The organism is Nocardiopsis oceanisediminis (assembly GCF_048595525.1).
GTDB lineage: Bacteria > Actinomycetota > Actinomycetes > Streptosporangiales > Streptosporangiaceae > Nocardiopsis_A > Nocardiopsis_A oceanisediminis.
In genome coordinates this window covers 6,284,676-6,306,510 of the sequence record NZ_JAFMZJ010000001.1, presented here as the reverse complement: position 1 = coordinate 6,306,510, position 21,835 = coordinate 6,284,676, and the positions used below count along the sequence as shown (strand labels likewise).

Here is a 21,835-nt window from a genome sequence, read left to right as displayed (position 1 = left end):
CCCGATCTCCGCACCGCCTTTTTCCATGAGGAGGAAGCACACTGTCGGCGCGAGTAGTCGTCCTCATCTCGGGGGCCGGAAGCAACATGGCCGCACTCGTCGAAGCGGCGTCGGATCCCGGCTACGGGGCGGAGGTGGTCGCCGTCGGGGCGGACCGCGAGGGGGCCGCCGGGCTGAAGACCGCGGCGGACGCGGGCGTGCCCGTGTTCTGCACCCCCTTCTCCGCCTATCCGGACCGGTCGGCCTGGAACTCCGCGCTCGCCGCGGAGATCGCCGCCCACCGGCCGGACCTGGTGGTCTCGGCCGGCTTCATGCGGATCCTGGGCTCCGAGGTGCTGGCCGAGAACACCGTCATCAACCTGCACCCCGCGCTGCTCCCGGCCTTCCCCGGGGCGCACGCGGTCCGCGACGCGCTGGCGCACGGGGTGAAGGTCACCGGCGCCACCGTCCACTTCGCCGACGAGGGGGTGGACACCGGGCCGATCATCGACCAGGTCGCGGTGCGGGTCGAACCCGATGACGACGAGGCGTCGCTGCACGGGCGGATCAAGGCCGTGGAGCAGCGGATGCTGGTCGACGCGGTCGGGCGCCTGGCACGGGACGGCTGGCGGCTGGACGGGCGGACCGTCCGGCCGGGCAAGGAACGAGCAGAGGAGAACCGGTGACGCGGCAGGCCATTCGGCGCGCGCTGATCAGCGTTTACGACAAGACGGGGCTGGAGGCGCTCGGCCGGGGCCTCGCCGGCGCCGGGGTGGAGATCGTCTCCACCGGCTCCACGGCGTCCCGGCTCGCGGACGCGGGCGTCCCGGTGACGCCGGTGGAGCAGGTGACCGGGTTCCCCGAGTGCCTGGACGGGCGGGTCAAGACCCTGCACCCCAAGGTGCACGCGGGGCTGCTGGCCGACCGCCGCAAGGAGGACCACCGCACCGCCCTGACCGAGCTCGGCGTGGAGCCGTTCGACCTGGTGGTGGTCAACCTCTACCCGTTCCGGGAGACGGTCGCCTCCGGCGCCTCCGCCGACGAGTGCATCGAGAAGATCGACATCGGCGGCCCGTCCATGGTGCGCGCCGCGGCCAAGAACCACGCGAGCGTCGCGGTGGTGGTCGACCCGGGCGCCTACGGCGAGGTGCTGGCCGCGCTGGGCGAGGGCGGCTTCGACGGGGAGCGGCGCAAGCGCCTGGCGGCGCAGGCCTTCGCGCACACCGCCTCCTACGACGCCGCGGTCGCGTCCTGGTTCGCCGGGACCTACGCCCCGGACGAGGCGGCCGAGCGGACCGGCTGGCCGGCCTTCCACGGCCAGGCCTACGAGCGGGTGGCGACCCTGCGCTACGGGGAGAACCCGCACCAGGGCGCGGCGCTGTACACGGCCGCCGGCCCGGCCGGCCCCGGGCTGGCCGGAGCCGAGCAGCTGCACGGCAAGGAGATGTCCTACAACAACTACGTGGACGGCGACGCCGCGCTGCGCGCCGCCTACGACTTCGCCGACCCGTGCGTGGCGATCATCAAGCACGCCAACCCGTGCGGCATCGCGGTGGGCGGCGACATCGCCGAGGCGCACCGCAAGGCGCACGCCTGCGACCCGGTGTCGGCCTTCGGCGGGGTGGTCGCCGCCAACCGGCCGGTGAGCGCGGCCATGGCCGAGCAGCTGGCGGAGGTCTTCACCGAGGTCGTCGCCGCCCCGGACTTCGAGCCGGGCGCGGTGGAGGTGCTCACCCGGAAGAAGAACGTGCGGCTGCTCAGGGTCGCCGCCCCGGACCGCGCGGCCCGGCCGGAGGCCCGGCAGATCAGCGGCGGCCTGCTGCTCCAGGCGGCCGACCTGGTGGACGCCCCGGGCGACGCGCCGAAGAACTGGGAGCTGCGCACCGGCGCCCCGGCCGACGCGGCCACCCTGGCCGACCTGGGGTTCGCCTGGCGCGCGGTGCGCTCGGTGAAGTCCAACGCGATCCTGCTCGCCTCGGACGGCGCCACCGTCGGGGTGGGCATGGGCCAGGTGAACCGGGTCGACTCGGTGCGGCTGGCGATCACCCGGGCCGGCGCGGAGCGGGCGGCCGGCGCGGTCGCGGCCAGCGACGCCTTCTTCCCCTTCCCCGACGGCCTGGAGGCGCTGGCCGAGGCGGGGGTGCGCGCGGTGGTCCAGCCCGGCGGGTCGGTCCGCGACGCCGAGGTGGCCGCCGCCGCCGAGCAGGCGGGGGTCACCATGTACTTCACCGGAACCCGGCACTTCTTCCACTGACGAAGGGACGAGCGTGAGCGCACAGATCCTCGACGGCAAGGCCGCCGCCGCGGCGATCAAGGCCGACCTCGCGGAGCGGGTCGCCGCCCTGCGGGAGAAGGGCATCACCCCCGGGCTGGGCACAGTGCTGGTCGGCGACGACCCGGGCAGCCGCACCTACGTCGCGGGCAAGCACCGGGACTGCGCGGAGGTCGGCATCGCCAGCATCCGCCGGGACCTGCCCGCCACGGCCTCCCAGGCCGAGGTGGAGGCCGCGGTGGCCGAGCTCAACGCCGACCCGGCGTGCACCGGCTACATCGTGCAGCTCCCGCTGCCCAGGGGGCTGGACGAGAACCGGGTGCTGGGCCTGATCGACCCGGCCAAGGACGCCGACGGGCTGCAGCCGTCCAACCTGGGCAAGCTGGTGCTGATGCAGGACGCGCCGCTGCCGTGCACCCCGCGCGGCATCATCGACCTGCTCACCCGGTACGGGGTGGAGCTCAAGGGCGCCGAGGTGGTGGTGGTCGGCCGCGGGGTGACCGTGGGCCGGCCGATCGGGCTGCTGCTGACCCGGCGCACCGAGAACGCCACCGTGACGCTCTGCCACACCGGCACCCGGGACCTGGCGGCGCACACCCGCCGGGCCGACATCGTGGTGGCGGCGGCGGGCGTGCCGAACCTGGTCACCGGGGACATGGTGAAGCCGGGGGCGGCGGTGCTGGACGTCGGCGTGACCCGCACCGAGCAGGGCCTGGCCGGGGACGTCGCCTCCGACGTGCGGGAGGTCGCCGGGTTCGTCTCGCCCAACCCGGGCGGGGTGGGGCCGATGACGCGGGCCATGCTGCTGGTCAACGTGGTGGAGGCCGCCGAGCGCCGGGCGGCGTCGGCCTGACGCGCGGGCGCGGGGGCGGCCCGCCCCCGCGCCGCAGAGGCCGTCGGGTGTGCGAGCGGCCGCCCGGAGTGTCCGGGCGCGGCCCGGCCGGGTGGGCGGAGGAGCGCGGGGCGGCCCCGCCCGGCGACCGGCCGGATGCCCGGCGGCCTCTCAGCCGGCCTTGCGCTCGCGGTCGGGGACCGGCAGCGGCCGGACCAGGCCGAGCGCGACGACCTCGTTGGCCAGCCGGGTCCGCCGGTTGGTCCCCTCGGGGATGCGGAACTTCTGGTAGAGGCGGAGCAGGTGCTGCTTGACGGCGGCCTCGGTGACCACCAGGTCCTCCGCGATCTCGCGGGCGGTCGCGGGGGACACGAACGCCTCGTCGGAGAGGGCCGGGCGGCACAGCGAGGTGAGCACGTCGAGTTCGCGGCGGGTGAGCTCGGGGGCGGCTCCGCGGCGCAGCTCCACCTCGGGGTTGATGTCCTCGCGGGGGAGCCCGCCGATCTTGCACCGGGCGGAGCCGAAACTGACGACGTCGCCTTCCTCGAGCACACGGCGGGCGATGGGGCGCCCGTTGACCCTGGTGCCGTTGCGGGAGAGGCCGAGGTCGACGACGTAGACGTAGGGGCCGCGGCGCACCAGCTCGGCGTGGAGCGCCGAGACGCTGGGATCGTTCAGCCGGATGTCGGCGCCCTCACCGCGCCCGACCGTGGTCACCTCGGTGCCCAGCCGGCGGACGTCCCCGCTCTCCTCGACCCGTATGTAAGGCCCGTCCACGGTTGTTCCTCCCGTTGTGGGGCGTGGCCGATGGGACGGTGCCCGGTGCGGCGCGACAGGAGGCCGCGAGACGGGGGCGGAACGCTTGCCGGTGATCGTCCGAGTGGGCTTCATGGGGGCTGTCCTCGCTCACCGTGGCACTCATCTTCTGGTTGGTTACCCGGGGTGTGTCGGTTCTACGCGCTTACCCGCCCGTTAGACACCTATCGCGCGAGGTTTACGCCGTTGCTCTGCTTTAAGGGTCGGTATCCGGTGTACGGTGGGCGATCCGATTCCGTGCGGGGTGGGACGGGCGGGCGATCGGACTCATTACACTGGGGCTGCGGTGGCCAGTCACGATGTGTGTTCAATGACGGTTCGCTCGCCGACGGGCCTCACTTCCCTCGGGGTTTCGGTCCCTGTGCTCCGGGTGGTGGCCGGACCGCGCCACACCGGGCCCGGTCCCGCTCGACGATCCCGAGATTCGTGCACGAGAGCGTGAGGTTTACGGTGAGCCGAAAAGCGGTGGAGGCGACGGTCGCACCCGGAGACGACGCTCCCGGCGGGGACGCCGGCCGCGAGGCGGAGGAGAGCGGCACCACGGAGGGGGCCCTGCCGGAGCCCGAGGCCGAGGCGGAGGGGGCCGGCCCCGGTCCCGGAGCGGAGCCCGGCCCCGAGGCGCCCGGCTGGCTCGCGCAGATCCCCTACTTCCTCGTGCTGGCGACGATGGCCGCGGGCATCGTGGTGGTCGCCGCCGCCTACTTCAAGCGCGGGCCGGCCATCATCGCCGGGGCCCTGCTGCTGGCCGCGACCTTCCGCATCCTGCTGCCCGAGGAGCGGATCGGCATGCTGGCGGTGCGCGGCCGCTGGCTGGACATCGCCACCGCCGTCGGCCTGGCCGTCCTGCTGATCGTGCTCGCCTGGGTGGCCCCGCAGCTGACCTCTTGAACAGAGGCCGGTGGCGTCTAATAAGCTTGATATCGAGATACTGAACAGAACTCGGCAGGTATCCAGCCACACGACGCCGCGCCGAAACGAAGGGACAGCCACACAGCCATGGCCAAGATCAAGGTCGAGAACCCCGTAGTCGAGCTCGACGGCGACGAGATGACCCGGATCATCTGGTCCTTCATCAAGGACCGCCTGATCCTCCCCTACCTCGACGTCGACCTGAAGTACTACGACCTGGGCGTCGAGGAGCGGGACCGCACCGACGACCAGATCACCGTCGACGCGGCCAACGCCATCAAGGAGCACGGCGTCGGCGTCAAGTGCGCCACCATCACGCCGGACGAGGCGCGGGTCGAGGAGTTCGGCCTGAAGAAGATGTGGCGCTCGCCCAACGGCACCATCCGCAACATCCTCGGCGGCGTGGTCTTCCGCGAGCCGATCATCTGCCAGAACGTGCCGCGGCTGGTGCCGGGCTGGACCAAGCCGATCATCATCGGCCGCCACGCCCACGGCGACCAGTACAAGGCCAGCGACTTCAAGGTCCCCGGCCCGGGCAGCGTCACCATCACCTACACCCCGGCCGACGGCAGCGAGCCGGTCGAGCTGGACGTCGCGAACTTCCCCGAGGGCGGCGGCGTCGCCATGGGGATGTACAACTTCCGCAAGTCCATCGAGGACTTCGCGCGGGCCAGCCTCAACTACGGCCTGGACCGGAACTACCCGGTCTACCTCTCCACCAAGAACACGATCCTCAAGGCCTACGACGGCATGTTCAAGGACGTGTTCGAGGAGATCTACGAGACCGAGTTCAAGGAGAGGTTCGACGCGGCCGGCCTCACCTACGAGCACCGGCTGATCGACGACATGGTCGCCGCCGCGCTCAAGTGGGAGGGCGGCTACGTCTGGGCCTGCAAGAACTACGACGGCGACGTGCAGTCGGACACCGTCGCGCAGGGCTTCGGCTCGCTGGGCCTGATGACCTCGGTGCTGCGCACCGCGGACGGGCGCACCGTCGAGGCGGAGGCCGCGCACGGCACCGTCACCCGGCACTACCGCCAGCACCAGCAGGGCAAGCCGACCTCCACCAACCCGATCGCCTCCATCTTCGCCTGGACCCGCGGGCTGGAGCACCGGGGCAAGCTGGACGGCACCCCCAAGGTCACCGAGTTCGCCTCCACCCTCGAGGACGTCGTCGTCAAGACGGTCGAGGGCGGCCAGATGACCAAGGACCTGGCGCTGCTGGTCGGCGGCGACCAGGAGTGGCTCACCACCGAGCAGTTCCTTGCCGCGCTCGACGAGAACCTGCAGAAGCGCCTGGCCTGATCCGGCGCGGCCGGGCCCGGGGCCCGGCCGGAGGGCACGACAGGGGCCGCCCCGCCGCTCGCGGCGGGGCGGCCCCTTCCGCTTGCGCGCCCGGCCTCCGGCCGCGCTCCCGCCGCGCGCGCCCGGCGGGCCTCCCCGCCCCGGCGCGGGCCGCCGGAGGGCCGCCGGCGCCGGGGGAGGCCGCCGCGCTCCTCGCGCTCCGCGCCGCCCGGGGCGGGTTCCGCGGTTTCCGCCCGCGGGGGGCCGCCCGGGTGCAATGATGTTCCACGTGGGGACGGAGCGTGACCGCACCGGAGTTCCCGCTCGTGGTGGGGTGAACGCCACACGCTGATCGTTCGCGTAGTTTGCGAACATTGCCTAGAGTTGTACCTGTCTGGAGGGGGCGTTGAGTCCCGCTCCACTAGCCTCGACAGAGTCGAGGTCGAGACCGGATCCGGTCTCCCGAAGACGACGTGCCGGCCGCGCGCCCGCTGGGGGGTAGGCGCGCGCGGTGCGGAACGTCACAGAGAGGGGCCCGGCGCTCATCGAGCGCCGGGCCCCTCGTTCTTCCCCGGTGCGCCCCGGCCGCGGCACGGCGCGGGCGGGCCTCAGTCCCGGAGCACGTCCTCGGGGATCTCCTCGCCGCTCTGCATGGCGGAGAACATCCGGCCGGAGGCCTCCTCGTCCCACAGCACCACCGAGCCGACCGCCAGCGTCGGGGTGGAGCCGACCGGGATCGACGAGGTGGTGGGCTTGTCCCGCATGGCCAGCGCCATCCGCGCCAGGTCCATCAGGTGGTCGTCCCGGTCCACGTCGAAGGTCTCGGTGCCCTCGGAGACCAGCGGGACCGACCGGAACGGGTTGATCAGCGTGGAGGTGTCGGTGGCCTTGCCGATCAGCGCGCTGAAGAACTCCCGCTGGCGCTGGATCCGGTCCAGGTCGGCGCGGGCCGAGGCGCGGGTGCGCACGTAGCCCAGCGCGGTGGAGCCGTCCATCTCCTGGCAGCCGGCCTCGATGTCCAGTCCGGCCTTGGGGTCCTCCATCGGCTCCTCGGGGCACATCTCCACCCCGCCGACGGCGTCCACGATGTCCACGAAGCCGGCGAAGCCGATCTCCACGTAGTGGTCGATGTGCACCCCGGAGGCCTGCTCGAACGTCTGCACCAGGGTGGACGGGCCGCCGCCGAGGTCCTCGGCGAAGGCCGCGTTGATCTTGTTCTCGCCGATCTCGGGGATGTTCACGTAGGAGTCGCGGGGCACGCTGAGGATGGTCGGCTTCCCGTCCTCGGGCACGTAGAGGACCATGATCGTGTCGGTGCGCTTGCCCTCGGCGCGGCCGGTGCGCAGGTCCTGCATGTCGCCGTCGCTGAGGCCCTCGCGGCTGTCGGAGCCGACGATCATGAAGGTGGTGCCGGGCTGCTCCTCGGGGCGGCCCTCGTAGTCGGGCAGCGCCTCGACCCGGTCCAGCCGGCCGTCGGCCCAGATGTACATGCCCACCGGGAACACGACCACCACGAGCAGCAGCACGACCAGGGCCGCCACGGCGCCGTTCCGCCAGACCCGGCGGCGGCGCTCCTTCTCCCGCCGCTGCCGCCCCGATCCGTCGTAGACCCGGCCGGGGCCGTGCCCGCCGGAGCGGCCCCCGCGGCCGCCCGCGGCGGTGGAGCGCTCGGGGCCCCGCCCGCCGCTCCCGTGCTTCCGCCGGCCCTCTCCGCCGCCACCGGAGCCGGAGGGGGTGCGCCTGGTCGGCGGCCGGTACAGCTTCTCGATCTCGTCGTACCCGCCGTCGTCACCGCGCCGGAAGACTCCGGTGCGCTCGGCGTCGTTCGGCCCGTGCGCCATTGTTCTGCTCGTCCATCCCGTTCGCAGGATCGGCCGGATGCCTCTGTACACCCGATCCGACTCGGCTCATGGTATTCGGGTTCGATTCCTCCGTTCTTCGGACCTTTTCCGGCTGCCGCCGGCCCCGATCCGCCACCGGAACCGGACGCCCGGAAAGGCGCGGGGAAAGGGGGCGGGGAGGCGGAGGGGGCGGGCCGGGAAAGGCCCGCCGGCGTCATCCGCAGTTGGTCCCGGCCTTGCCGGCGGCCTGGTCCCCGATGATTCCGCTCCAGGTCACGCAGGCGCCCTGGGCCTTCAGGTAGACCGGTCCCGCGTAGGAGGTGAATTCGCCGCCGTCCAGAACCGCGGAGTCCGGGTCGGAGGCGAGCGCCAGCTGCACGTCCATCGGGGCCGCGGCGCCCTTCGAGGCGCGGATGGTCACCGCGCAGTTCTTCCCGGTGGAGCCGTTGTAGGCGAGGTGGACCGTGCCCGCGCCGCCCGGCAGGTCGGCCGAGTTGACCGCCTTGTAGCCGGAGCCGCAGACGCCGTTGTACCCGGCGGCGGAGGCGGGCGCGGCGGAGCCCAGGGCGGTGAGGAACACCGCGGCGGCGGTGGCCGCGGCCGCTCGGGACCGGTGCGGAAGGGGCATCTGAGGGGGCTCCAGGGGGTCCAGGGGGTTCGGTGGCAGGGCGGGGGCTCCGGAGCGGGGGGCTCGGAGACCCGGGCGCGGGCGGGCTCAGCGCAGCCGGCGGGCTCCGTCCGACGGAGGGGCGGTCCGCACCCAGGCCCCGGGGAGGGCGGCGCGGACCCGCTCGGTGCGGTCCTCGGCGACCAGCGCGACCACGGCGCCGCCGATCCGGTCGCCCGCGGTACGGGCGCCCCGCGCGCCCGAGCCTACGGCCCTTTGCACCGAAAGGTCCACCTCCGCGGAGGTCGCCGCGAACGGCCCCTGCATGGACAGGTGCGAGGCGGTCAGCACCGCGCCGAGCTCCGCGGGGACCCCGGCCCGCAGCAGTCCGGCCCCGGCGTGCACCCGGTTGGCCTCGGTCGCCACGTGCCGCACCCGGCCGCGCAGCGCGGGGTCGCGCAGCTCGCGCAGGGCGCCGGGGAGGTCCTCGATCGCGCGCAGGTCCTCCACGCCCAGCCGGGCGGCGGCCCGGCGGCACTCGGCCAGCCGGCGCCGGGCGGTGCGCCGGGCCCGCCGGGGCCCGGTCCCGCCCGCGCCGATCACCAGCGGGACCAGCCCGGACGCGGCGGTGTCGAAGGGCAGCGTGCGGCCGCGGCCGCCGCCCAGGTCGATGGAGAGCACCGAGCCGGGGGCGCAGCGCAGCGCGGCGCCGTACTCGGCCGAGGCGGGGGCGGCGCGGGCCAGGGCCTTCCGGTCGGAGCCGGAGCCGGCGGTCTCGGCCAGGGCGAGCAGCACCGCGCACTCCAGGGCGGGGCCGGCGCCGAGCCCGGCGCCGGCGGGCAGCGTGGAGCCGGCCAGCACCCGCACCCCGTCGGAGGGCTCGGCCAGGCCGGCGCCGGCGGCGGCGCGCAGCGCGGCCGCGGCCCGCCGGGCCAGGCGGCGGGAGCGGCGCCCGTCGGCGGTGCGCGCCTCGACCGACCCGTCCCGGGTGCGGGAGACGGCGGCCGCCACCCCCCAGGGCAGCGCGGAGAGGAGCACCGGTCCGGGGGGGCAGCCGAACAGGTCGCCCAGCAGCCCGGCCCGCCCGGGGGCCCACCAGATGCCCTCCGGGCCGTGCCCGTGGATCCGGGTGAAGGCCGCGGCGATCTCCGCCGCGTACGCCTCCGGCTCCGTCCCCGAGGGCGGAGAGGTCGGCTTCGATCGGGCTCTGAGCTGCGGCACGGCCCGATTCTAGGGCTTCCTCCCGATTGGGCCCGGGGGCCTCCCCGGAACCGCGCCGGCCGCCCGCCGCGGGCGCCGCCCGGCCCCGTCCGCCCCGCCCCCGGCACGACCGGCCGCGACCTGCGAGGAGACCGGCCCCGGGGAGGGGGCGGGAAGAGCGGAGCACCCCCGGAGGACCGGGCGGAAGCGTCCGGTGCCTCCCCGGGGGCGGGGCGGCCGGTGCGCCGGTCCCCCGGGCGCGGCTCCTGCGGGCGCCGCAGTGGGCCGGGGCGTGCTCCGGTGCCGGGGGAGAGCGGACTCCCGGAGGGGCGGGGCGGGGGCGCTCCGGTGCCCCCTGGGGCGACACGCCCGGGAGTGTCGGGGTTCCTCCCGGGAGGGGGCGTCGCTACGCTCGCTCCAGGGAACCGGGGGAGGTGGGGGAGGTCGGCGCTGAGACGGGCGGGCTGCGGGACCGCGTGCGGCACTACCGGCAGCGGGCCATGGAGACCTACTGGGCGCTGCGCCGGGGCAGGCCCTGGTTCGACCACCTGGTGCGGGCCTACGAGCGCTACGCCGACCGGCAGGGGAACCAGCTCGCCGCCTCGGTCACCTACTTCGCCTTCCTCTCCTTCTTCCCGCTGATCGCGCTGGCCTTCGCGGTGGTCGGCTACGCGGTCGAGGTGGACCCCAACGCGCGCTCCTACCTGGAGACCGCGATCGACGAGCAGCTGCCCGGGCTCTCCCGGCAGCTGCCGATCGAGCAGATCGCCCAGGCCCGCACCGGCGCCGGGGCGATCGGCCTGATCGGGCTGGCCTACACCGGGCTGGGCGCGGTCGGGGCGCTGCGCGAGGCGCTGCACACCATCTGGCTCAAGAGCGTCTCCGACGGGCCGAACTTCCTGGTGGCCAAGGCGATCGACCTGGCGGTCACGGCGGTGCTGGGCGCGGCGCTGCTCGCCTCGGTGGCGCTGACCGGCGTCGCCCAGGCCGCCACCGGCTGGCTGCTGGGCTGGGTGGGGCTGGACGGCTCGTTCACCGCCGCGGCGGCCACCCGGCTGCTCGGGCTCGCCATCGCGATCGGTGCCGATCTGCTCATCTTCCTGGTGCTGTTCTCCCGGCTGTCCGGCACCCGCCGCCCCTGGCGGCTGCTGTGGCGCGGGGCGCTGCTCGCCGCGGTCGGCTTCGAGGTGCTCAAGGCGGTCGGCGCGCTGCTCATCGGCGGCACCCTGACCAACCCCGTCTACGCCTCCTTCGCGGTGCTGGTCGGGCTGCTGGTCTGGCTCAACATCGTGCTGCGCATGGTGGTGTTCGCGGCGGCCTGGACCGCGACCTGGCTGCCGGTGCCGCCGCCCTACCAGGGGGCGGTCCCGGTGGACCTGCCGGTCGGGCGGGCGCCGGCCGGGTCCGGGCTGGCGCTGGTGGGCGCTCCGGAGCCGGCTCCGCCGGAGCGGTCCGGGGCGGAGCGGCCGGATTCCGGGGCGGGCCGGAAGGCGCCGGCCCGGCACCGGGGGGCGCGGCCCCGGGCCCGGGGCGGGCTGCTCCGGCGTGTCGCGCCGGCGGCCGCGGCGACGGCGCTCGGCGCCGCCTGCGCGGCCTGGTGGCTGCGGTACCGGCGCCGGAAATGACGCTGTTCCGCAGATCACGTATCGGTCACTTCGCCACCGAACAGGGCCGAATCGTATAGCGTGAGGAAAGCGGCGCCGGCAGCAGATCCGTGCCGTCCAGCGGCCCGGGGTGAACGGATCGGGAACCGGGCGGGCCGCGATCGCCGTAATCCGCCGCGGGGCCGGGGTGAATCTGTAATCCTCGAAGCGCGGCGGGCCGTCTTCAATCCAAGGCGTTCGGTCTTCCTCCGCGGTCCCGTGTCCTGAGGAGTTGAAAGCGATGAGGAGCACTGGCGGTATGCCGGTCCCTCTCGCTTATGGTGCCTCTAACGGCGTGCGCGCCGGCCGGACAACCGTGCGGAGGACGATCGTGGGAATCGAATTCAACGCCTCTGACCGCACCACCCTCGGCGTCGAGTGGGAACTCCAGCTCGTCGACGTGGAAAGCCGCCACTTGCGCCAGGAGGCGGAGCAGGTACTCGCCGAACTGCCCGAACTGAGCGAGGCGCCGTCGGCCCCGCCGCTCCGCCACGAGCTCATGCAGTGCACCGTCGAGGTGGTCACCGGCGTCTGCGAGACCGTGCAGGAGGCCCGGGAGGACCTCGCTGGGAGCGTGCGCCGGCTGCAGGGCGTGCTGGAGCCGCGCGGCACCGCCGCCATCTGCTCCGGGACCCACCCGCTGGACGACTGGCGGGACCAGGCGATGTCGCCGGTGCAGCGCTACGGCGAGCTGGTGGACCAGATGCAGTGGCTGGCCCGGAGGATCCTCACCTTCGGCGTCCACGTGCACGTGGGCGTGGGCTCCGCGGAGAAGGCGGTGCCGATCGTCAACGCGCTCGCCGGGCACCTGCCGCACTTCCTCGCGCTGACCGCCTCCAGCCCGTTCTGGAACGGCCACGACACCGGCCTGGCCTCCAGCAGGTCGATCGTCTTCGGGGCGCTGCCCACCTCCGGCCCGCCGCCGGTGCTGCCGGACTGGGCGGCCTTCGAGGACTACATGGCGACGCTGCTGCGCGCCGGCACCATCGCCGGCATCAAGGAGGTCTGGTGGGACGTGCGCCCCCACCCGGACCTGGGCACCGTGGAGATCCGGATGTTCGACGGGATCCCCACGCTGCGCGAGGTGGGGATGGCCGCGGCCCTCACCCAGAGCCTGGTCACCCACTTCGACAACCTGCTGGACCGGGGCTACCGGCTGCCGTGCCGGCCCTCCTGGGTGACCGAGGACAACAAGTGGCGGGCCACCCGCTACGGCCTCGACGCCCGGATCATCACCGATGAGCGCGGGTCCACCGTCCCGCTCCGGGACGACCTCTACGAGCTCGTGCGCGAGCTCGAACCGGTGGCCGCCCGACTGGGCTGCGCCGACGATCTGGACGTGGTCTCCGAGGTGCTGGACAAGGGCGCCTCCTACGAGCGCCAGCGCGCCATCGTGCGCGACGGCGGCACGCTCGACGACGTCGTGGACGCCCTGATCGCGGAGTTCCGCGAGGGGATCGGCGGACCGGCCGCCGGAGCAGACCGGGTCGGCGGCGGGACCGCCGCCGCACCGCCAACGCCGATGAACAGGGGGACAACGCATGCAGGGACGTGATCTGCGGGATCAGCTGACCGCGTTTCTCGCGCGCAATGAACGCGGTCTCATCGATTTCCGCCGGGACCTGCACATGCACCCCGAGCTGGCGTTCGCCGAGACGCGGACCACCCAGCGCGTGGAGGAGCGGCTGCGCGCCGCCGGACTGGCGCCCCGGAGGCTGCCCGACGGCACCGGCATCATCTGCGACGTGGGCTCCGGAGAGGGGCCCACCGTCGCGCTGCGCGGCGACATCGACGCGCTGCCGCTCACCGACGAGAAGGACGTGCCCTACCGGTCCACCGTCCCCGGCGCGGCGCACGCCTGCGGGCACGACGTGCACACCACGGCGCTGCTGGGCGCGGGCCTGTTCCTCGCCCAGCAGGCCCGCGCCGGCGCGCTGCCGGGCCGGGTGCGGCTGCTCTTCCAGCCCGCCGAGGAGCTGCCCGGCGGCGCCCGCGCGGTGATCGACGCCGGCGGCCTGGACGGGGTGGACCGGATCTTCGCCCTCCACTGCGACCCGCGGCTGCTCTGCGGCCAGGTGGGGCTGCGCACCGGGCCGATCACCGCGGCCTGCGACCGGATCGCGGTGCGGCTCTCCGGGCCGGGCGGGCACACCGCCCGCCCGCACCTCACCGCCGACCTGGTCTACGCGCTGGCCAAGGTGGTCACCGAGCTGCCCGCGGCGCTCTCCCGGCGGGTGGACCCCCGGGCCGGCTTCAGCCTGGTGTGGGGGCGGGTGAGCGCCGGGTCGGCGCCCAACGCCGTCCCGGACGACGGGGTCGCCGAGGGCACCGTGCGCTGCCTGGACGACGACGCCTGGCACGCCGCCCCGGACATCCTCAAGGAGCTGCTGGACAGCGTGGTGGCGCCGTACCGGGCGACGGTGGAGATGGACTACCGGCGCGGCGTGCCGCCCACCGTCAACGAGGCGGTCAGCGTCCGGATGCTGCGCGACGCCGCCGGGCAGGCGCTGGGCCCGGAGGCGGTGGAGTCCACCCCGCAGAGCCTGGGCGGCGAGGACTTCGCCTGGTACCTGGAGCACGTCCCCGGCGCGCTGGCCCGGCTGGGCACCCACCCGGTCGACGCCACCTCGCCCATGCTCGACCTGCACCGCGGCACCTTCGACGTGGACGAGCGGGCGATCGGCGTCGGCGTGCACCTGATGGCGGCCGCGGCGCTCACCGCGCTGTGGGAGTGCGAGCGGCCGGGCGGCCGGGACGAGGTGGCCGACGCCGCGCTGATGTAGCCGCGTCCGGGCCGCCCCGCTGGCATGCTGGGCGGCATGAGCCACGAGCCGACCCTGGACCGCATCCGCAGGGCCCCCAAGGTCCTGCTCCATGACCACCTGGACGGCGGGCTGCGTCCGCGCACCGTCGTGGAACTCGCCGAGCAGGCGGGGTACGGCGCGCTGCCGGAGACCGAGCCGGAGGCGCTCGCCGACTGGTTCGCCTCCGCCGCCGGCTCCGGTTCGCTCGAGCGCTACCTGGAGACGTTCGCGCACACCGTCGGGGTGATGCAGACCCGGGGCGCGCTGCTGCGGGTGGCCGCCGAGTGCGCCGAGGACCTGGCCGCCGACGGGGTGGTCTACGCGGAGGTGCGGTTCGCCCCGGAGCAGCACCTGGACGGCGGCCTCGGCCTGGACCAGGTGGTGCAGGCGGTCCTGGAGGGCTTCGAGGAGGGCGCCCGGCGGGCGCGCGGGCGCGGCCGGGACATCCGGGTGGGCTGCCTGCTCACCGCGATGCGGCACGCCGCCCGCTCCCGGGAGATCGCCGAGCTGGCGGTCCGCTACCGCACCTCGGGCGTGGTCGGCTTCGACATCGCCGGCGCCGAGGCGGGCCACCCGCCCACCCGGCACCTGGACGCCTTCGAGTTCCTGCGCCGGGAGAACGCGCACTTCACCATCCACGCCGGCGAGGCGTTCGGGCTGCCGTCCATCTGGGAGGCGCTGCAGTGGTGCGGGGCCGACCGGCTCGGCCACGGGGTGCGCATCGCCGACGACATCGAGCCGGACCCGGACGGCGGCCACCGGCTCGGGCGGCTCGCCTCCTACGTCCGGGACAAGCGCGTCCCGCTGGAGATGTGCCCCAGCTCCAACGTGCAGACCGGGGCGGCGGCCTCCATCGCCGAGCACCCGATCGGCCTGCTCCGCCGGCTGCGCTTCCGGGTCACCGTCAACACCGACAACCGGCTGCAGAGCCGGACCGGGCTGTCCGAGGAGTTCGCCCGACTGGTGTCGGCGTTCGGGTATGACTGGGATGATCTGCAGTGGTTCACCGTCAATGCGATGAAATCGGCCTTCCTGCCGTTCGATGAGCGGCTGGCGCTGATCAACGGCCGGATCAAACCCGGGTTCGCCGAACTCAAGTGGGCGGCCGGCGGGGCGGTGAGGTAGGGACGAGACGGAGTGCCATGAAACCCTTCACCGCGCCGGTGCCGCGCCTGCTCTCCTGGGCCTGGATCGTCCTCGCCGGACTGCTCCTGCTCGACCTGGCGGTACGCGGCAGGGACTCCTCCTCGCTGATCGCCGCTGCGGTCCTGCTGATCACGGTCGGCGGCGTCTACGTGCTCTGGCTGCGCCCCCGGGTGGCGCCCTCGGAGGAGGGGGTGCGCGTGGTCAACCCGCTCCGCGAGACCTTCGTCCCCTGGTCCGCGTTCACCTGGTCGGACGTGACCGACGTGCTCCGGGTGCACGCGGGGGAGACGGTGGTGCGCTCCTGGGCGCTGCGCGAGACCAGGCGGGCCAAGGTCCGGGAGAACCTGCGCCGGGCCGGCGGGCTGGCCGACGGCGATCCGATCGGCGACGGCGACCCGCGCACCATGCGCCCGGTGGAGCTGCACGCGCTCCGCCTGCGCGAGCTGGCCGAGCGGCAGAAGGCCCGCCCGTCGGCGGGGGCCGGGGAGGCCCCGGTGGGGCCGGTCTGGTCGCCGGACGCGGTGGGCGCGCTGGCCGGTCCGGTGGCGCTGCTCCTGGTGGTCCTGGTGCTCTTCTGAACGAAGGGCTTGACTACGCGCCGCAGTACTGATTAGGTAAGGCATGCCTAAGGAGGACGGCGGTTCCGGTGCTCGCGCGGATCACCGGACCCGCTCCCCCTCCGCGGGCAGTGCGGATCCAACTGAATAGCGGATGCGCGGCCGGTGCGGATCGCCACCCGTGCCGGGTCGGGGACATCTGGGATCGGTCCCCGAGCCCTCGGGCCGCGTGCTCGCGCGGAGGCCTCCTCCGCCGCCCCGGGACGGCCGGTACGGTCATCCCTCGGCCTCGGGATGCTGCTCGCCACGCAGTGCCGGGCCCCGGGTCGGCCGGGCCTCCACCGCGCCCCTCCGGGAGGAGGGACGCCGCTCTCTCGCGCGGAGGGGAGCGGCGGCCCTCCTCCCGGAGGCTTTTCTCCGTCCCGGACCCGCCCGCCCCTCCTGGTGATCTCGGTGCTGCGGGGGGTCAGGAGCGCATCAGCACCTCGTGCAGCAGGGCCGCGGTCCGGTCCGCGGAGTGCCGTGCGGCCTCGGTCGCCCGGTCCAGGTCGAACGGCTCCACCACCGAGGCGACCGCGTCGTTGCTCACCGACGCCAGCGCCAGCACCTCGGCGCCCATCTCCACCGCGGCGATGGTCTCCAGCGCCAGCGAGTGGCCCACCAGGTCGGCTCCGGAGGCGCGGATCATGGCCAGCTCCGCCGGGGTGGCCAGCTGCGGCCCGGCGATCTCGGCGTAGACCCCCTCGGCCAGCGACGGGTCCACCTCGCGGGCCAGGCCGCGCAGCCGCGCCGAGTAGGCCCGGGTGAGGTCGACGAAGTCCGGCCCGACCAGGGGCGAGGAGCCGGTCAGATTGACGTGGTCGCGGACGAGGATCGGCTGGCCCACCGCGAAGTCGGTGCGCAGCGACCCGGCCGAGCCGGTGAGGACGACGGCGCGCGCGCCGGCCGCGATCGCGGTGCGCACCGCGTGCACGGCCAGCAGCGGGTCGCGGGTCTCGAACAGGTGCACCCGCCCGCCGAACAGGGCGACCCGCTTGGACCCCACCCAGACGCTGCGCACCAGGGAGGAGTGCTCCGGGGCGCTCGGCGCGGTGAAGCCCGGCAGCTCGCCGGCGTCGACCTCGGTGTCGGCCGTGCCCAGCCGGTCGGCCAGGACGCCCCAGCCGGACCCGAGCACGACCGCGGCGTCGAAGGAGTCCGCGCCGGTGCGCGCGGTCAGCTCCTCGGCGGCCGCCGAAGCCCGCTCCTTGGCGGCGGCGGTGGTGGTGGCCACGGGGCGATCGTGCGTGGATTCGCTCACATCTCGGGAGGTTACCCGTGAGTGGCCGCCCGGTCGCCCAGCGCAACGCCGGGGTGTGTATTCCGGATGCCGGAGCCGCCCCCGGGCGCCCTTCCGGCGGCCGTGCGCGGGAGGAACCGGACCGGCCGGTGTGAAACCCCACCTCAGGATGGTCGACAATGGGAGGGCGACACAGGATGGCCAAGATCCGTGCAGCGCCTCGGTAAGGGAGTGGAGCAGACGTGACGAAGGTCGTGATCATCGGAGGCGGTCCCGGGGGGTACGAGGCGGCACTGGTCGCCGCGCAGCTCGGCGCGGAGGTCACCGTCGTGGAGCGGGACGGTGTCGGCGGGGCCTGCGTGCTGACCGACTGCGTGCCCTCGAAGACGATGATCGCGACGTCGGTCCGGGCGAACTACGTGCGCGACGCCGGGCGGCTCGGGCTGACGGTCAACTCCGAGGACGACTGCAGCGTCGGCGTGGACATGAAGGCCGTCAACGAGCGGGTCAAGCGGCTGGCCCGGGCGCAGTCCGAGGACACCGCCGCCCGCCTGGTCAAGGAGGGCGTGGAGATCGTCCAGGGCGAGGCCCGCCTGGTCGACCCGCGGATCGTCGCCGTCGGAGACCGGCGGCTCCGCGCCGACGTGGTGCTGGTCGCCACCGGCGCCCACCCGCGCGAGCTGCCCTCGGCCCGCCCGGACGGGGAGCGCATCCTGACCTGGCGCGAGCTGTACGACCTGGACGAGCGCCCGGAGGAGCTGATCGTGGTCGGCTCCGGCGTCACCGGCGCCGAGTTCGCCAACGCCTACCAGGGGCTGGGCTCGCAGGTCACCCTGGTCTCCTCGCGCGACCGGGTGATGCCCACCCAGGACGCCGACGCCGCCGAGGTGCTGGAGGACGTGTTCCGCCGCCGCGGCATGCGGGTGCTCGGCAACACCCGCGCCGAGTCGGTGGTCAACACCGGCGACGGGGTGCGGGTCACCCTCTCCGACGGGCGCACGGTGGACGGCACGCACTGCCTGATGACCGTCGGGATGATCCCCAACACCGACAACCTCGGCCTGGAGGAGATCGGGGTCCGGCTGGACAAGGGCGGCTTCGTCCAGGTCGACCGGGTCTCCCGCACCTCCACCCCGGGCGTGTACGCCGCGGGCGACTGCACCGGGGTGAACATGCTGGCCTCGGTCGCCGCGATGCAGGGCCGGATCGCGATGTGGCACGCGCTGGGCGAGGCGGTCGCCCCGCTGAAGCTGTCCACCGTCGCCGCGACCGTGTTCACCCACCCCGAGCTGGCCTCGGTCGGCGCCACCGAGGAGGACGTGCGCAGCGGCAAGGTGGACGCGCGCATCGTCAACCTCCCGCTGGACACCAACCCGCGGGCCAAGATGAACAACAGCAAGGACGGCTTCGTCAAGCTGATCTGCCGGCAGCACACCGGGATCGTGCTGGGCGGCGTCATCGTCGGCCCGCGCGCCAGCGAGCTCATCCTGGGCGTGTCCATCGCGGTGCAGCAGCGGCTCACCGTCGACGAGATCGCGCACACCTTCGCCGTCTACCCGTCGCTGTCCGGCAGCGTCACCGAGGCGGCCCGGTCGCTGATGCAGGCCTCCCCGGAGTAGCCCCGCGGACGCGGAAAGGGCCCCGGCCGTCCCGGCCGGGGCCCTTCGCGCTCCTCGCGGCGCCCGGGAGGCGCACCGCCGGGGCGGCGGTGCGGCGGCGTCGGCGGATCAGAAGTCGAAGCCGCCGAAGTCCATGTCGCCGCCGAAGTCGCCGAAGTCGTCGCCCCCGCCGGCGTCGCCCATGTCTCCGCCCATGTCGCCGGCGCCCATCATGCCCGCGCCCATCATCGACCCCATCATGGAGCCCATCATCATGCCGGAGAACATGCCCATCATCATGCTCATGCCGAAGTAGCCGCCGGCGTAGGGCGCGTAGGCCGGGCCCGCGTCGTAGTAGGGCCGGCGCTCGCCGTCCACCTCGACCAGGCGGACGTCGGGGTCGCGGCCGGACAGCACGGCCCGGGTGCAGTCCTGGCAGGCCGGCACGGCGCGCGGGGCGCCGCTCGGCGGGGCCCACTGCACGTCCTGCGTGGACGGGCCGTGCTGCGGGTTGAAGAAGCAGGGCTTGCGCCGGTCGGGGAGCGGGTCCCCGCTCATCCGGGCGCGGGTGGCCGTCATGTAGTAGCGGCCGTCCTCCAGCGCGGTGGTGACCTGCTGGATCTCCTGCGGCTCCCGGATGCCGTCCAAGGTGGCCTTGGCCCGGTCGTAGGAGTCCATGGCGTGGGTGTAGTCGGTGCGGGTGGCGTCGTCGACGGCGTGCAGGTCGATCTCCAGCCGGGCGATGTCCTCGCCGAGCCGGACCACGTCCTCCTGGGCCATCTGCTTGATCTCGGCGAGCTGCTTGGCCTTCTCGGCCTCGCGCTTCTTGCGCGCCTTGACCAGGTAGAAGCCGCCGCCCACCACGACCGCGGCGAGGATGGCGAGCAGTGCGATGCCGAACACGCCGGAGGCCGCCTCGGAGCTCTCCTGGTCGGCCACGGCCTCGGGCACCGCGGCCAGCGCGTCGGGCTCGGTGGCCGGGTCGGCCGCCGCGACGTTCTGCTCGATCTGCTGGAGCTCGGAGGCCTCCAGGTTCGGCGAGTCGACGAAGAAGTTGTTGGCGTCGGAGCCCATGAAGCCGGCGTAGACGCCGTCGCCCACCTCGCCCATCACGCCGTCCATGTAGGCGTTCAGCTCCATCTTGGAGCCGAAGCTCTCCTGGGGCAGCATGATCAGGTAGACCGGGCTCTCCGACTCGGTCTCCTGGGCGGCCTCGCCGAGCCGGTCCCGGATACCGCCGGGGACCGCCTCCTCGGTGATGTCGTCGTGCACGTAGATGTGGTCGCTCTTCAGGTCGCCCACGGCGTCCTGCGGGGCGGGGGCGGTGTCGGCGGCCGCCGGGGCGGCCGCGAAAGCGGTGAGGCCCGCGGTCAGCAGGGCCGGTACTACCAATCGGCGCAACATGTCGTTCCTCTCGCCTCCCTCACTCGATAAGGACGAACGGCGGCCGCTCCGGGTTCCCGAACGGCCGCGGGCGGCCCGCCGGAACCGGCGGGCCGCCCGCTGACGGGGGAGCGCGAGGGCCTCAGGACGCGGTCGTCCCGGCGGTCTCCCTGCGCCCGGTCCCCTCTTCCTCTTCCTCTCCGGCCTCCTCGGCCTCCTGCTCGGCGGCCTCCCGCTCCGCCCGGGAGGCGAAGTCCTCGTCGACGAAGCCGTCCAGGCCGCGCGGGGCGCCGTACCGCTCCACGTCGAGGATCCCCTCCCGCTTGGCGACGATCGCCGGGACCAGCGCCTGGCCGGCCACGTTGGTGGCGGTGCGGCCCATGTCCAGGATCGGGTCGACGGCCAGCAGCAGGCCGACGCCCTCCAGCGGCAGGCCCACGGTGGACAGGGTCAGGGTGAGCATCACGGTGGCGCCGGTGGTGCCCGCGGTGGCCGCGGAGCCGATCACCGAGACGAACGCGATCAGCAGGTAGTCGGTGACGCCCAGGCCCACCCCGAAGAACTGGGCGACGAAGATCGCCGAGACCGCCGGGTAGATCGCGGCGCAGCCGTCCATCTTGGTGGTGGCGCCGAACGGGACGGCGAACGAGGCGTAGTGCCGGGGGACGCCGAAGTTGGTCTCGGCGACCCGCTGGGTGACCGGCATGGTGCCCATCGAGGAGCGGGAGACGAAGCCGAGCTGGACCGCCGGCCACACGCCGCTGAAGAACTTGACGATGGACAGCCCGTGCAGCCGGGCCAGCAGCGGGTAGACGACGAACAGCACCAGGGCCAGGCCGAGGTAGATCACCGCGGCGTACTTGCCGAGGGCGCCGATGGTGCCCCAGCCGTAGCTGTAGACGGCGTTGCCGAGCAGGCCGATGGTGCCCAGCGGGGCCAGGCGGATGATCCACCACAGCACCTTCAGCACGATCTGCAGCGCCGACTCGGTGAAGGCCAGGAACGGCTCGGCGGCCTTGCCGACCTTGACCGCGGCCACGCCCACCGCGATGGCGATGACGATCAGCTGCAGGGCGTTGAAGTCCAGCGAGGTGGTCAGCGCGCCGGCCTCGTCCTGGCCGGTGGAGGCGCCCAGGCCGAGGAAGTTGACCGGGACGATGCTCTCGATGAAGGCGATCCAGGAGCCCTGCGAGGAGGGGTCGGCGGCGGTGCCCGGGTCGACCCCGCTGTTCAGGCCGGGGCGGAAGCCGGTGCCCAGGCCGATGCCGATGAGCACCGCGATCAGCGCGGTGATCGCGAACCAGAGCAGCGTCTGCCCGGCCAGCCGGGCGGCGTTGGAGACGTTGCGCAGACTCGCGATCGAGGAGATGACCGCCAGCAGGATCAGCGGCGGGACGATCGTCTTCAGCAGGGTGACGAAGGTGGAACCGACGGTGTCGAGGGTGACCGCCAGCCAGTTGGGGTCGTCGGGGCCGCCGCCCAGCCGGAGGGCCACGAATCCGAGGCCGATACCGATGAACAGCGCCGCGATCACTTGCACGGCGAAGGGGATGCGTCTCAACGCGGAAAGCACGGGGCGTCTCCTGGGTCAGGGCAGCGCCGAACGACGGGGATGTGTCGGGTCCGGCGGTGGACGAAGCGGATGAGCGCGCGCGGGCGCGGCGGAGGGGGGTCGTCGATCGGAG

General features: G+C 74.1%; 18 protein-coding genes. 11 read left to right on the top strand and 7 right to left on the bottom strand.

The features are described 5' to 3' along the window. The first annotated feature begins 41 nt into the window (after nucleotides 1-41). The 3 genes from purN to J0910_RS27430 are packed head-to-tail and all read left to right on the top strand — an operon-like array spanning nucleotide 42 to nucleotide 3,104. A complete protein-coding gene (gene purN, locus J0910_RS27440) occupies nucleotides 42-665 on the top strand; it encodes a phosphoribosylglycinamide formyltransferase (RefSeq protein WP_420162105.1) in 624 nt (207 codons plus the stop codon). Continuing rightward, on the top strand, nucleotides 662-2,233 hold the full coding sequence (gene purH, locus J0910_RS27435) for a bifunctional phosphoribosylaminoimidazolecarboxamide formyltransferase/IMP cyclohydrolase (protein ID WP_420161424.1): 1,572 nt from the start codon (nucleotides 662-664) through the stop codon (nucleotides 2,231-2,233). Before purN ends, purH begins: the two co-directional genes overlap by 4 nt. 13 nt (nucleotides 2,234-2,246) lie before the next feature. Then, nucleotides 2,247-3,104, top strand: a complete 858-nt coding sequence (locus tag J0910_RS27430) for a bifunctional methylenetetrahydrofolate dehydrogenase/methenyltetrahydrofolate cyclohydrolase (RefSeq protein ID WP_420161423.1) — start codon at nucleotides 2,247-2,249, stop codon at nucleotides 3,102-3,104. Between the two features lie 150 nt (nucleotides 3,105-3,254). Here J0910_RS27430 and J0910_RS27425 read toward each other — a convergent pair whose 3' ends face one another. Further along, on the bottom strand, nucleotides 3,255-3,860 hold the full coding sequence (locus tag J0910_RS27425; RefSeq protein WP_017595015.1) for an FHA domain-containing protein: 606 nt from the start codon (nucleotides 3,858-3,860) through the stop codon (nucleotides 3,255-3,257). Between the two features lie 504 nt (nucleotides 3,861-4,364). Here J0910_RS27425 and J0910_RS27420 point away from each other — a divergent pair. Continuing rightward, on the top strand, nucleotides 4,365-4,787 hold the full coding sequence (locus tag J0910_RS27420) for a DUF3017 domain-containing protein (protein WP_420162104.1): 423 nt from the start codon (nucleotides 4,365-4,367) through the stop codon (nucleotides 4,785-4,787). A 108-nt stretch (nucleotides 4,788-4,895) separates the two neighbouring features. Then, nucleotides 4,896-6,113 carry an NADP-dependent isocitrate dehydrogenase gene (locus J0910_RS27415; protein ID WP_420161422.1) on the top strand — a complete coding sequence of 406 codons (1,218 nt, stop codon included), beginning with the start codon at nucleotides 4,896-4,898 and terminating at the stop codon, nucleotides 6,111-6,113. A gap of 587 nt (nucleotides 6,114-6,700) precedes the next feature. Here J0910_RS27415 and J0910_RS27410 read toward each other — a convergent pair. From J0910_RS27410 to J0910_RS27400, 3 genes are all read right to left on the bottom strand, one after another. Then, the gene (locus tag J0910_RS27410) at nucleotides 6,701-7,933 is read right to left on the bottom strand and encodes an LCP family protein (protein WP_420161421.1); all 1,233 of its coding nucleotides are present in this window, start codon (nucleotides 7,931-7,933) and stop codon (nucleotides 6,701-6,703) included. 214 nt (nucleotides 7,934-8,147) lie between these two features. Beyond that, nucleotides 8,148-8,561: a spore-associated protein A gene (locus J0910_RS27405; protein WP_420161420.1), complete on the bottom strand. Its 414-nt coding sequence runs from the start codon at nucleotides 8,559-8,561 to the stop codon at nucleotides 8,148-8,150. Nucleotides 8,562-8,648: 87 nt separating this feature from the next. Then, on the bottom strand, nucleotides 8,649-9,761 hold the full coding sequence (locus J0910_RS27400; protein WP_420161419.1) for a GHMP family kinase ATP-binding protein: 1,113 nt from the start codon (nucleotides 9,759-9,761) through the stop codon (nucleotides 8,649-8,651). A 413-nt stretch (nucleotides 9,762-10,174) separates the two neighbouring features. Here J0910_RS27400 and J0910_RS27395 point away from each other — a divergent pair, with 413 nt between their 5' ends. The 5 genes from J0910_RS27395 to J0910_RS27375 all read left to right on the top strand — a co-directional run bounded on the left by J0910_RS27395 (nucleotide 10,175) and on the right by J0910_RS27375 (nucleotide 15,911). Then, nucleotides 10,175-11,365 (top strand): YihY/virulence factor BrkB family protein, encoded by a 1,191-nt coding sequence (locus J0910_RS27395; RefSeq protein WP_420161418.1) that lies wholly within the window; start codon nucleotides 10,175-10,177, stop codon nucleotides 11,363-11,365. Between the two features lie 349 nt (nucleotides 11,366-11,714). Next, nucleotides 11,715-12,938, top strand: coding sequence for a glutamate--cysteine ligase (locus tag J0910_RS27390; protein ID WP_420161417.1), 1,224 nt, complete (start codon nucleotides 11,715-11,717; stop codon nucleotides 12,936-12,938). Beyond that, nucleotides 12,925-14,166: an amidohydrolase gene (locus J0910_RS27385; RefSeq protein WP_420161416.1), complete on the top strand. Its 1,242-nt coding sequence runs from the start codon at nucleotides 12,925-12,927 to the stop codon at nucleotides 14,164-14,166. Before J0910_RS27390 ends, J0910_RS27385 begins: the two co-directional genes overlap by 14 nt. Before the next feature lie 36 nt (nucleotides 14,167-14,202). Continuing rightward, complete coding sequence (locus tag J0910_RS27380) at nucleotides 14,203-15,312, top strand: adenosine deaminase (protein WP_420161415.1); 1,110 nt, start codon at nucleotides 14,203-14,205, stop codon at nucleotides 15,310-15,312. Between the two features lie 17 nt (nucleotides 15,313-15,329). Next, nucleotides 15,330-15,911 carry a PH domain-containing protein gene (locus J0910_RS27375; RefSeq protein ID WP_420161414.1) on the top strand — a complete coding sequence of 194 codons (582 nt, stop codon included), beginning with the start codon at nucleotides 15,330-15,332 and terminating at the stop codon, nucleotides 15,909-15,911. Between the two features lie 445 nt (nucleotides 15,912-16,356). Here the strand turns inward: J0910_RS27375 and J0910_RS27370 are convergent, their stop codons facing one another. Next, complete coding sequence (locus tag J0910_RS27370; protein WP_420161413.1) at nucleotides 16,357-17,163, bottom strand: purine-nucleoside phosphorylase; 807 nt, start codon at nucleotides 17,161-17,163, stop codon at nucleotides 16,357-16,359. A 248-nt stretch (nucleotides 17,164-17,411) separates the two neighbouring features. Between J0910_RS27370 and J0910_RS27365 the strand changes: the two genes are divergently transcribed. Further along, nucleotides 17,412-18,788, top strand: coding sequence for an NAD(P)H-quinone dehydrogenase (locus tag J0910_RS27365; RefSeq protein WP_420161412.1), 1,377 nt, complete (start codon nucleotides 17,412-17,414; stop codon nucleotides 18,786-18,788). A gap of 108 nt (nucleotides 18,789-18,896) precedes the next feature. Here the strand turns inward: J0910_RS27365 and J0910_RS27360 are convergent, their stop codons facing one another. Next, the gene (locus J0910_RS27360; protein ID WP_420161411.1) at nucleotides 18,897-20,159 is read right to left on the bottom strand and encodes a chemotaxis protein CheA; all 1,263 of its coding nucleotides are present in this window, start codon (nucleotides 20,157-20,159) and stop codon (nucleotides 18,897-18,899) included. 133 nt (nucleotides 20,160-20,292) lie between these two features. After that, the gene (locus J0910_RS27355) at nucleotides 20,293-21,723 is read right to left on the bottom strand and encodes a dicarboxylate/amino acid:cation symporter (RefSeq protein WP_420161410.1); all 1,431 of its coding nucleotides are present in this window, start codon (nucleotides 21,721-21,723) and stop codon (nucleotides 20,293-20,295) included. Between the last annotated feature and the right edge of the window lie 112 nt (nucleotides 21,724-21,835).